This window comes from Bacillus sp. JJ664, assembly GCF_036962205.1.
Taxonomy (GTDB): domain Bacteria; phylum Bacillota; class Bacilli; order Bacillales; family Bacillaceae_G; genus Gottfriedia.
This window is the reverse complement of record NZ_JBALMS010000078.1, coordinates 18,398-29,390: the sequence shown is the minus strand read 5'-3', so window position 1 is coordinate 29,390 and position 10,993 is coordinate 18,398. Positions and strand designations below refer to the sequence as shown.

12 protein-coding genes are annotated in these 10,993 nt (G+C 34.6%); 6 read left to right on the top strand and 6 right to left on the bottom strand.

Translation table 11 applies throughout. The features are described from left to right. Positions 1–94 precede the first annotated feature (94 nt). Together V7056_RS13570 and V7056_RS13565 are read left to right on the top strand one after the other, a co-directional pair. Positions 95–667: a LemA family protein gene (locus V7056_RS13570; protein ID WP_499702758.1), complete on the top strand. Its 573-nt coding sequence runs from the start codon at positions 95–97 to the stop codon at positions 665–667. After that, entirely contained in the window at positions 668–1,384 is a 717-nt protein-coding gene (locus V7056_RS13565; RefSeq protein WP_499702757.1) for a TPM domain-containing protein, read from the top strand. It begins immediately after the preceding gene. A 50-nt stretch (positions 1,385–1,434) separates the two neighbouring features. On the opposite strand, the gene acsA is transcribed toward V7056_RS13565, so the two are convergent. Beyond that, positions 1,435–3,153: an acetate--CoA ligase gene (gene acsA / locus V7056_RS13560; protein ID WP_499702756.1), complete on the bottom strand. Its 1,719-nt coding sequence runs from the start codon at positions 3,151–3,153 to the stop codon at positions 1,435–1,437. A gap of 181 nt (positions 3,154–3,334) precedes the next feature. On the opposite strand from acsA, the gene V7056_RS13555 reads away from it, so the two are divergent. The 3 genes from V7056_RS13555 to V7056_RS13545 are packed head-to-tail and all read left to right on the top strand — an operon-like array spanning position 3,335 to position 5,816. Beyond that, a complete protein-coding gene (locus V7056_RS13555; protein WP_499702754.1) occupies positions 3,335–3,967 on the top strand; it encodes a GNAT family N-acetyltransferase in 633 nt (210 codons plus the stop codon). 35 nt (positions 3,968–4,002) lie between these two features. Next, the gene (locus tag V7056_RS13550; RefSeq protein WP_499702752.1) at positions 4,003–4,647 is read left to right on the top strand and encodes an acetoin utilization AcuB family protein; all 645 of its coding nucleotides are present in this window, start codon (positions 4,003–4,005) and stop codon (positions 4,645–4,647) included. Beyond that, positions 4,644–5,816 carry an acetoin utilization protein AcuC gene (locus tag V7056_RS13545; protein ID WP_499702750.1) on the top strand — a complete coding sequence of 391 codons (1,173 nt, stop codon included), beginning with the start codon at positions 4,644–4,646 and terminating at the stop codon, positions 5,814–5,816. Before V7056_RS13550 ends, V7056_RS13545 begins: the two co-directional genes overlap by 4 nt. Positions 5,817–5,867: 51 nt before the next feature. Here the strand turns inward: V7056_RS13545 and ccpA are convergent, their stop codons facing one another. Together ccpA and V7056_RS13535 are read right to left on the bottom strand one after the other, a co-directional pair. Further along, on the bottom strand, positions 5,868–6,866 hold the full coding sequence (gene ccpA / locus V7056_RS13540; RefSeq protein ID WP_499702748.1) for a catabolite control protein A: 999 nt from the start codon (positions 6,864–6,866) through the stop codon (positions 5,868–5,870). 261 nt (positions 6,867–7,127) lie between these two features. Continuing rightward, a complete protein-coding gene (locus tag V7056_RS13535) occupies positions 7,128–8,198 on the bottom strand; it encodes a bifunctional 3-deoxy-7-phosphoheptulonate synthase/chorismate mutase (RefSeq protein ID WP_499702746.1) in 1,071 nt (356 codons plus the stop codon). 207 nt (positions 8,199–8,405) lie between these two features. Between V7056_RS13535 and V7056_RS13530 the strand changes: the two genes are divergently transcribed. Then, a complete protein-coding gene (locus tag V7056_RS13530) occupies positions 8,406–8,795 on the top strand; it encodes a rhodanese-like domain-containing protein (RefSeq protein WP_499702744.1) in 390 nt (129 codons plus the stop codon). Between the two features lie 122 nt (positions 8,796–8,917). Here the strand turns inward: V7056_RS13530 and galE are convergent, their stop codons facing one another. From galE to V7056_RS13515, 3 genes are all read right to left on the bottom strand, one after another. Then, entirely contained in the window at positions 8,918–9,934 is a 1,017-nt protein-coding gene (gene galE, locus V7056_RS13525; protein WP_499702742.1) for a UDP-glucose 4-epimerase GalE, read from the bottom strand. Between the two features lie 222 nt (positions 9,935–10,156). Beyond that, positions 10,157–10,486 carry a bacillithiol system redox-active protein YtxJ gene (ytxJ, locus tag V7056_RS13520; RefSeq protein ID WP_499702741.1) on the bottom strand — a complete coding sequence of 110 codons (330 nt, stop codon included), beginning with the start codon at positions 10,484–10,486 and terminating at the stop codon, positions 10,157–10,159. Continuing rightward, positions 10,452–10,949, bottom strand: coding sequence for a DUF948 domain-containing protein (locus tag V7056_RS13515; protein ID WP_499702739.1), 498 nt, complete (start codon positions 10,947–10,949; stop codon positions 10,452–10,454). Before V7056_RS13515 ends, ytxJ begins: the two co-directional genes overlap by 35 nt. Positions 10,950–10,993: the final 44 nt, after the last annotated feature.

The following is a 10,993-nucleotide window of genomic DNA, read 5'->3' as shown; positions in this document are numbered from 1 at the left end:
ATTACACATTTATTGAATAAAAGTCCAACGGTTGATGTAATATGATTTAATATCAATAGTAATAATACATATTTTGGAAATGGAGTGTTTAAAATTGAGAAATAAAGGTGTATGGATTGCACTCATTATTGTAGTAGTTCTTATCTTTATGGGGGTTGGAAGTTATAATGGATTTGTATCTCAAGAAGAAAATGTGACAAATAAAATGTCACAAGTTGATAACCAATTAAAACGTCGATCAGATTTAATACCAAATTTAGTCAATACAGTAAAAGGATATGCTCAACAAGAGAAAGATGTGATTGCATCAGTAACTGAAGCAAGAGCTAAACTTGCTGGGGCTCAATCGACAGCTGAAAAAAGCAAAGCGGATCAAGAATTATCTGGTGCATTAAGCCGTCTACTAGTTGTAGTTGAAAACTATCCAGAATTAAAATCAAATGAAAACTTTAGAGCGTTGATGGACAGCCTAGAAGGCACAGAAAACCGTTTAGCTGTTGCACGTAAAGATTATAATGATGCCGTTACCTTATATAACCAAAAAATAAAAAAATTCCCAGGCGTTTTATTAGCAGGAACTTTTGGTTTTGATAAAAAAGAATACTTCGAAGTATCTGATACGGATAAAGCTACACCTGAAGTTGATTTTAATGGCGATGGTAAGTAAATGAGAAAACTTTTCTCAACTATTATTCTAATTGGATTTCTACTTTCATTTAGTTCAATTGCATCAGCTGAAATAAATGTACCTTCACGAGTTGGAGACATTTATGTTCAGGATTATGCTAATGTACTAGATCGTCAAGATGCACAATCTCTTATTCAATTAGGAAAAAAACTAGAAGATACAACCTCTGCGCAATTAGCAGTTTTAACAATCCCTAGTTTAGAAGGAAATGATATAAAAGAGTATGCTAATACAGCTTTTCGTGAATATGGACTAGGTAATAAAGAAAAAAATAATGGTGTCCTGGTGCTATACGCAAAGCAGGATCGAGAAATACGAATTGAAGTTGGGTATGGACTAGAAGGGGTTGTAACCGATATCCGTTCGGGTCATATTTTGGATCAAAATGCAATTCCATATTTGAAAAATGGTGAGGAATCCCTTGCTTTAACAAATACGTATAAATCGCTTTATAACGTCATATTAAACGGATCTGAAAAAAACGGTCATTCAAAAACGAGTTCACTTTGGGATAATGTAAAGATCATCCTAATAATTGCCTTTGTGATTGTAGTCATTATTGTTGATATGATGTTTTTTAATGGTGTTCTTACCTACTTCATCTTGAATTTATTACCGGCTCTGTTAAGTTCTTCTGGTTCCAGAGGTGGAGGCGGTGGAAGTTCCGGTGGTGGTGGATCAGATCGGAAATTTTAGTATATATAACAAAAAACCATTGGATTATTTTCCAATGGTTTTTATTTTAATTAATCTTCCATCGTTGATAAATCACCTGTAGGTAGGTTTAATTCCCATGCTTTTAACACCCTACGCATGATTTTACCGCTACGTGTTTTTGGTAGTTTATCTCTGAATTCAATTTGTCTTGGTGCAGCATGTGCAGCTAAGCCTACTTTGACAAAGTTTCGGATTTCTTCTTTTAGCTCATCAGTTGCCACGTAACCATCACGAAGGGCAACAAAGGCTTTTATAATTTCTCCACGAACTGGATCTGGGATTCCAATAACGCCAGCTTCAGCAATAGCCGGGTGTTCAACAAGTTTACTTTCAACTTCAAATGGCCCTACACGCTCACCCGACGTCATGATCACATCATCAACACGACCTTGGAACCAGAAATATCCATCCTCATCCATGTAAGCTGAATCACCAGATACATACCATTCATCGTTTAAAAAATAAGATTGGAATTTTGGTTCATTATTCCAAATCGTATGCATCATTGATGGCCAACCTTTTTTAATCGCTAGATTCCCCATTGTATATGGTGCAACCTCTTTACCGTTATTATCGACGATTGCTGCCTCTACTCCTGGTAACGGTTTTCCCATTGAGCCTGGTCGAATCGGCATACATGGATAATTACAAATTAACTGCGCACCTGTTTCTGTCATCCACCATGTATCATGAATACGTAAGTCGAACACCTTTGCCCCCCAACGTACTACCTCAGGGTTTAATGGCTCTCCTACACTTAATATATGACGTAGTGAACTTAAATTATATTTTTTAAGAACATCCTCACCTGCACCCATTAACATGCGGAACGCAGTCGGAGCACTATACCAAATTGTGACACCAAAGTTTTGAATTGTTTCATACCAAGTATCAGGGCTAAATCTACCACCCAATACTACATTTGATGCACCATTTAACCATGGGCCGAAAATTCCATAAGATGTACCTGTTACCCAGCCTGGATCAGCTGTGCACCAATAAATATCATCTTCTTTAATATCTAATACCCATTTACCAGTTTGATAATGTTGAATCATCGCTTGTTGAACGTGAAGTACGCCCTTTGGCTTTCCAGTTGAGCCTGATGTATAGTGTAAAATTAAGCCATCATCACGGTTTAACCACGTAATGTCAAAGTCAGCATTTGCTTCCTTAAAACGAGTCGTGAAATCAACGAATTTACCACCTTCGTTAACATCATTTCCTACAAGAAATATCGTTTTCAATGAAGGCAAATCATTGATTGGTACACGAGATAATAAAGCTGGCGTTGTAATAATAACTTTTGCTTCACTGTCTTCTAAACGATCCTTTACAGCACCTTCCATAAAAGCTTCAAATAAAGGCCCTACAATTGCACCTAATTTCAAAGCACCAAGTAATGCAAAATATAATTCTGGTTGACGTGGCATGAAAATAAATACGCGGTCGCCCTTCTCAATATCACCATATTGTTTCAACACATTTGCAGCTTTATCAGAATTGGTTTTCATTTCTCCAAATGTATATTTTTCATTACGCTCGTCGTCTTTATAATACAAAGCAATCTTATCTTTGCGGTGGGAGTTTGCATGACGATCAATCGCCTCATATGCTACATTAAACTTTTGTGTAGTATGAAAAGAGAACTCTTTTTCTACTTCTTTCCAATCAAAGTTTTGATAACTCTCTTCATAATTCGTTAAATTAAAATGACCATTTTTTACAGGAAGCGCTTCCACTTTCATTAAAATCCCTCCTCGATTATGTATATAAGTATTATACCTTTAGTAAACTTAATTTTCAGTATTTTTACTATATTATCTACTTTTAAATAATTAGACACATTATGATGTTTTTCCTGTATCTATTACTGCATAATTTTTAGTATGATAAGAAAAAAGGTGTTTTCCTAGGGAGTGAGTTTAATTGGATCACCCAAAAAAGTATTTTTCAAAGAAAATTCTTACAAATAAAGGTGAGTTAATCATAGAAGGCCCGGTTGAATCTGTATTACTTGAAACATATGAGTTTCATGAGAATTTAACTTCATTTAGGCCACCAAAGCAACAACATAAAGCAGTTGTTGAAATTGCCAGTTTACCAGAAGCAAGAATTATTATCGCAAGGTGTGATCATACAATCGTAGGATATGTAACATATTTATATCCTGACCCACTTGAAAGATGGTCACAAACAACTTTAGAAAATTTGATAGAACTCGGCGCAATCGAAGTAATCCCCGAATTTAGAGGGTTTTCTATAGCCAAAAATATGTTAATGATTTCAATGATGGATGATGCAATGGAAGATTATATCGTTATTACAACAGAATATTACTGGCATTGGGACCTAAAAGGAACCGGCCTTAGTGTATGGGATTATCGTAAAATGATGGAAAAGATGATGAATGCAGGAGGTCTTATTCAATTTGCAACTGATGACCCCGAGATTTGCTCTCACCCTGCAAACTGTTTAATGGTTAGAATTGGAAAACGAGTGACAACCGAAGACATTCAAGCTTTTGACGCTCTACGTTTCTTACAAAGATATATGTACTAACTGACTTCTAATCTCGAAAGGTAGGATTCTATAACATGCTTATTCAAGATATTATGCGCAGTTCAAACGTTACTTTAAAGAAAGAAAATACAATTGGTGAAGCGATTACAATTTTTCGCAAAGGTGAAGTCCGTCATATTCCAATTATTAATGATGATTCAGAAGTAATCGGAATCATTTCTGATCGAGACGTTCGCGATGCACTACCATCTACATTGTTTCCCCAAGAAATTTCAAATGTTTTTCAAGTTTCAGTAGAAAAAATAATGACATCAAATGTGATTACTTGTAGTCAAATGGACTTCGTTGAAGAAGTTGCAACCAATTTTTACCAATATAAAATTGGTTGTTTACCAGTCGTTTCTAGTGGCAAATTAGTTGGTCTTGTCACTGAAATTGACGTTCTTCATACATTGGTTACATTAACTGGAGCATACCAACCAAGTTCACAAATTGAACTTTTAGTTCGTGATCAACCTGGCATTTTAAGTGAAGTCGTAACTGTTTTTGCAAAAGAAAATATTAATATCGTTAGCGTTTTAGTTTATCCTGCAAAAGATCCTTTGCATAAAGTGCTCGTTTTTAGGATTCAGACAATGAATCCCTTAACGATGATAACAAAACTTAAAACTGAAGGATATACGATTCTTTGGCCAAATGAAGCGAGTGAAACGATATGAAAAAGGATGTTTATTTAATTTACAGTGAAGATTATCATTCATATCAATTTAACGAAAATCATCCATTTAACCCGATTCGCTCACAGCTTGTTTATGAATTGTTAAAAGAGAGTCAGTTAATAAATGACACTGATGTACTTTTTCCGAGAATCGCTACGGATGAAGAGCTTTTATTATTCCATGATAGCCAATATATAGAACAAGTAAAAAAAGCTAGTCACGAAACAATTAACGAACAAATATCAGAGCAATTCGGTTTAGGAACCGAAGATACACCTATTTTTAAAAATATGCATGAAGCAAGCTCCTTAATAGTTGGTGGTACATTAACCGCTGTTGATGCTGTACTAGAAGGTAAAGCAAATCACGCCTTTAATTTAGGGGGCGGTTTGCATCATGGATTTAAACGGAAAGCATCAGGATTTTGTGTATACAATGATTGTGCAATTGCTATTAAATATATTCAGAAAAAATATGGATTGAAAGTATTATATGTAGATACGGATGCTCATCATGGTGACGGCGTTCAATGGGCATTTTACGATGATCCTACAGTTTGTACATTATCAATTCATGAAACAGGACGTTACTTATTTCCTGGCACTGGTGGAGTAAATGAAAGAGGACAAGGTAAGGGATTTGGTTATTCTTTTAACGTTCCGATTGATGCGTTTACAGAAGATGATTCTTTTCTAGTAAACTATAAAAAAGCACTTTCTGAAATTGCAGAATATTTCAAACCCGATATAATTTTTACACAAAATGGTTCAGATTCACATTGTTATGACCCATTAACTCATCTATGTACAACAATGAAATCATTCCAAGAAATCCCTAAAATCGCACATGAAATCGCTCATAAATATTGTGAGGGAAGATGGATTGCTGTTGCTGGTGGAGGGTATGATTACTGGAGAGTTGTGCCAAGAGCTTGGGCCAATGTTTGGTTAGCTATGACCAATCAACAACCTTCTTCAGAACATATACCAAATTCTTGGCTTGAAAAATGGCAAAAAGTATCTAATGTTACATTACCTAAAACATGGACAGATGACCCTTCTATTGTAAGAAACATTCCAAGAAAAAAAGAAATAGAGGAATACAATTCTCAAATACTTAACCGTGCACTCGATCCACTTTACATACAACAAAAGAAGCCATTTATATAAAAAATGTAAAAAAAGAAGCTATTGAACAATATTGTTCTTAGCTTCCTTTATTTATTTTGTTGATTGGCGAATTTGAAGATGATGCGGAAGAATAACATGTGAATCTTCCACTGTTTCTTTATTCATATATTTTGTTAATAGACGCATTGCAACAGCACCTATATCATACATTGGTTGTACTACCGTCGTTAACTTTGGACGTACCATTAATGCAAGTCTTGTATTATCGAATCCAATAACCTCTAAATTATTCGGTATTAACAAACCATGATCCTGTGCACTATGGATCACACCAATTGCCATTTCATCTGAAGCTACGAAAATCGCGCTTGGTATTATGTTACGCTCATGAAACGTTTCAAATGCCTCACTACCCGACTCATAACTATGATCCCCATATGTTAGTAAATTTTCATCAAATTCAATACCATTCTCTTGTAATGCTCTTAAATATCCGTTCAATTTACTTAAACTTATGATGTTATTTTCAATTGGTCCATTTACAAAAGCAACTGATTTGTGACCTTTCTTTATTAAATAGTCAACTGCATCAAAAGCTGCTTGCTCATAGTTAATATTAACTGAAGGAATTGTTTTTGCCTCATCATAAGTTGTTGCTAAAACAATTGGTACACCGGCTTTTTCATATTCTTCTTTATGCACATCACTAACAGTGCCACCAATAAATAAAATCCCGTCAACTTGTTTAGCTAACATATTATTGATTAGGGTAATCTCTTTTTCAATATTTTCATCAGAGTTACTTAAAATGATATTGTATTTATACATTGTAGCGATATCTTCAATACCACGTGCAAGTTCTGCATAAAAACTATTCGAAATATCAGGTATAATAACCCCTACCGTTGTAGTTTTCTTACTAGCTAATCCTCTTGCTACCGCATTTGGTCTATATCCTAAACGACTAATTGCTTCATTTACTTTTTTTCTAGTAGTAGGCTTAACATTTGGATTGCCATTTACTACGCGAGAAACAGTAGCCATGGAAACGTTTGCCTCTCGTGCGACATCGTAAATTGTAACCGTCATTTTTATCACTCCTCTATTCATTTCTATCTATTATGTAGTTTGTTTGTATTTCAGTAAAATAGTCATAAATTGTCATATTCCACAAAAATAGTACCTTCAGTATATCTTATAGTGAATTGTATATTCATTCAATAGAACGATTAGAAAAATTGTAAAATATTTGCAGATTTTTACTATATAGTGCTAATTTAAATCAAATTGTCACAAATTATTCAAAAAAAGCACTTCAGGAATGACTCCTGTCAGTGCTTTTATGAAAAATTATCGATTCATGAATGAATTTAATTCTGACATAAATTGCTCATATTGCTCAAAATTCATTTGCTGTGTTGAATCACTTAATGCTGTCGCAGGGTCTGGATGAACTTCAGCCATAATTCCATCTGCACCAATCGCTAAACCTGCTTTTGCTGCCGGAATTAATAAATCTCTTCTTCCTGTCGAATGGGTTACATCAACTAATACTGGCAAATGAGTCTCTTGTTTTAATATAGGAACCGCTGTGATATCTAGTGTATTTCTTGTAGCTTTTTCATACGTGCGAATACCACGTTCACATAAAATGATTTCTTGATTTCCTTTTGACATGATGTACTCTGCTGCATATATAAACTCTTCAATAGTAGCTGCTAAACCTCGCTTTAATAAAATTGGTTTATTCACTGAACCTGCAGCCTTCAGTAATTCAAAGTTTTGCATATTTCTTGCACCGATTTGAATGATGTCGACATAGTCTAGAGCCATTTCAATATGTTCTGGACTGACGATTTCACTAATGATAGCTAGTCCATGATTTTGACCGACTTCTTTTAAAATCTTTAAGCCATCTTCACCAAGACCTTGAAAATCATAAGGTGACGTTCGTGGTTTAAATGCTCCACCACGCATAATCTTGACACCTTGTTCTTTTAGAACCTTCGCAACTGAATCTACTTGTTCATAACTTTCTACTGCACATGGTCCAGCAATTATGATTGGACTTCCATCGCCTATTTTTTCGCCATTCACTTCAACAATCGTATTTTCAGATTTTCTTTTTCTAGATACTAATAAGACTTTTTTATCATCTTCTTCTTGAAGCTCTAAACTACATTTAAAGATTTCTTTGAAAATATGTTGCAGTGTTGATGTGCTATATGGTCCTTCATTTTGATCAGCAATATAATCAAGCATTTTACGTTCTCTAACAGGATCAAATCGTTTTACACCTTTATCAATTTTTGCAATTCCTATTTTCTTAACGATTTCTCCTCTTTTATTCAGTAATTCAAGCATTTGATGGTTAATCTCATCAATTTCGAATCTTAGTTGGTCTAAATCATTGTTGTTCAACTTTAAGTCCTCCTTGCAAATAACCTAATATATCTCATTTGTTATTATGACACTTTCTAGAAAGCTAATCAAAATAACTGCATGAGATGAGAAGAAGGTTGTTTGAATCAACCGATTATTTGAAAGTTCATCCATATTAGGTGTAATGTATAATATGAAGTTTCCAATTTAAGGAATTTCCAACAATACTTTACTGGAGGTAATAAAATGACAATTACATTTAAACAAATGGTAGCAGAAGCTCGTGAAAATGTTCCTGGTATTAGTTCTGCTGAAGCTCGTGAAAAGATTAATGCAAATCCTGATACTTTCGTTATTGACGTTCAAGATGCGAAAGACGCTGGCGCATGTGGGTTAATTCCAAGCAGTGTAAATATATCACTTGGTATGCTAGCAATTCGTGCTGACCTTGAGTTACCTGAACATCTACGTGAACCAAGATTAGCTGATAGAAATCGTCCAGTACTAGTTACATGTGGTGCAGGCGGACAGGCTTCGTTAGGTGCTTATTTACTTAAAAAAATGGGCTTTACTGATGTAGCTTATATCGATGGTGGTACTGCTGCATGGAAAGCAGCTGGATTCGACGTAGAGTAATAATTCTACATTTTAGCGTTATTCATCTAATCCTTTAGAAAAAACGTGCATGAAAGCACGTTTTTTTCTATTTTTGAATAGATTCTTTTTTTGATATGATGTACATCCTTAAAAGAGTGAATCTATCTCCATTTGTGAACCCTACTATTTTTGATATCCGGTACGGTACGATTCGATTGATGCCAGTTCCAAGCATCCTTTATGATTTCATGTATTGACGCACGCTTAGGTTTCCATCCTAGGACATCCATAGCTTTTTCAGAAGAAGCAATTAAACTACTAGGATCCCCTTTCCTACGCTCTGTTACTTCTGACGGAATCCTATGCCCAGTAACTTCTCTAGCTGTTTCTATGATTTCTTTAACGGAGTAACCTTGACTGCTACCAAGATTAAAAATATTACTTTCTCCTCCATCTTGTAGATAATCTAATGCCAGTATGTGCGCATCAATTAGGTCTTCTACGTGAATATAATCACGGATACAAGTTCCATCATGAGTATCATAATCGGTTCCATAGATTGATATATGATCCCGTTGATTTAAAGCTACTTGAAGGACTAGAGGAATTAAATGTGTTTCTGGTTGATGATCCTCACCTATTTCACCAGTAGCTCTTGCACCAGCAACATTAAAGTATCTCAATGAAACAAATTTCACTTCATGGGCAATATCACACCACTTCATTAGTTTTTCCATCATCAATTTTGTCTCACCATATGTACTAGTAGGTATTGTAGGCATTTCCTCGGTAATTGGCATAATAATTTGTTCACCATATGTAGCAGCAGAGGACGAGAATACAATGTATTTTACACCATACTCAATCATGACACCTAACAATACTTGGGTCCCGTAAACATTATTATCAAAGTACTTAATCGGTTGCACCATTGATTCGCCTACTAGTGAATTTGCAGCAAAATGAAGAACTCCTTCAATTTGTTCCTTTTCAAAAATGGTTCTAAGAAATTCTTTATCTCTTATATCACCTTGGTAAAAGATTGCGTTTGCATGAATAGCCTTTCGGTGCCCTGTTTGTAAATTGTCTACCACGACAACTTCATAATTTTGGTCTATTAGCTGGTACACTGCATGTGAACCAATATAACCTGCTCCACCAAGAACTAAAATACTCATTTTTTCCCTCCCGTGAGATGAAATATAAACGAACTTATGAAAATTTTCGCGTATTTACTAACACGCGTTTCTTCCTTCATTATATTTTGAGATTTCTATTTTCACGCCTTTTATTCATCCGTTTTGTTTGTTCCAACAATTAATTAGATAAAAAAATACCTCAGTACAGTAAGATTTACTATACTAAGGTATTTCTTTACATATAAAACGTCTGATTTCTGTCTACTTATTTAAAAAAGCATTCTCAATAGAGTCTTTTTTAATCGAAAAGTGTGAAGTATTAAATACGGCTTTTCCATTTTCAAAAATAAATAATTGAGGAGACTCATGTTTTATTGATGTTTTATCTGCTATATAATTTGATAGCTCTCGATCATCCTGTACTTGTAAATAATATAAAGGAATATTTTCATAGGCAGAATCAAATGCAAGGAATTCTGTATATGCTGCATGACTAATTGGACATGTAGTACTATGTTTCAAGAAGATAAACTTCTCGTTTGAGCTAAGTAATTCATCAAACTGTTGAGTCGTTGAAATTCGATTGACCATTTTTCTTTTTTCCCTCACGCTTCGTTTTAAACTTTTCCCAAATATCAATAGCAGTATTTCCCCATTGTAGAGCTTGGGATACTTTTTCAGTACTTGATTTTACTGTGTTCGTGACATTTGAAGCAGTATCTCTTACTTTTTCGTTCATTTCAGCGATCGTAACGCCAACTTCTTCTACTGATTTAGCTAATACATCAAGGGATTTTGCACGCTCACGCATATCTTTTGCTAATTCATTTGAATTTCTGACTAAAATTTTAGCTTCTTCAGCTAAATGATTAGAAGTATGTATGAATTGAACTGTTTCCACACTAACATCGTGTAAATCTTTTTGTGTCTCAGACAGTGTCGTTTCTACCTCTCTAAACACTCTTTCTAATCTAAATAACGTGCGACTAATAAATACGACTAAAACAACAAATGCGATTGCTGCAATTAATGCACTAACTGAAATTAGATTCATTTAAATTGACCCCTTTCATACAGTAGCTTTCCACAAAATTAATC

Coding starts and splice junctions, on each gene's coding strand:
- V7056_RS13565 (WP_499702757.1), top strand. CDS start 668: ATGAGAAAACTTTTCTCAACTATTATTCTAATTGGATTTCTACTTTCA.
- acsA (WP_499702756.1), bottom strand. CDS start 3,153: ATGAAAGTGGAAGCGCTTCCTGTAAAAAATGGTCATTTTAATTTAACG.
- V7056_RS13550 (WP_499702752.1), top strand. CDS start 4,003: ATGCTTATTCAAGATATTATGCGCAGTTCAAACGTTACTTTAAAGAAA.
- V7056_RS13545 (WP_499702750.1), top strand. CDS start 4,644: ATGAAAAAGGATGTTTATTTAATTTACAGTGAAGATTATCATTCATAT.
- ccpA (WP_499702748.1), bottom strand. CDS start 6,866: ATGACGGTTACAATTTACGATGTCGCACGAGAGGCAAACGTTTCCATG.
- V7056_RS13530 (WP_499702744.1), top strand. CDS start 8,406: ATGACAATTACATTTAAACAAATGGTAGCAGAAGCTCGTGAAAATGTT.
- galE (WP_499702742.1), bottom strand. CDS start 9,934: ATGAGTATTTTAGTTCTTGGTGGAGCAGGTTATATTGGTTCACATGCA.
- ytxJ (WP_499702741.1), bottom strand. CDS start 10,486: ATGGTCAATCGAATTTCAACGACTCAACAGTTTGATGAATTACTTAGC.
- V7056_RS13515 (WP_499702739.1), bottom strand. CDS start 10,949: ATGAATCTAATTTCAGTTAGTGCATTAATTGCAGCAATCGCATTTGTT.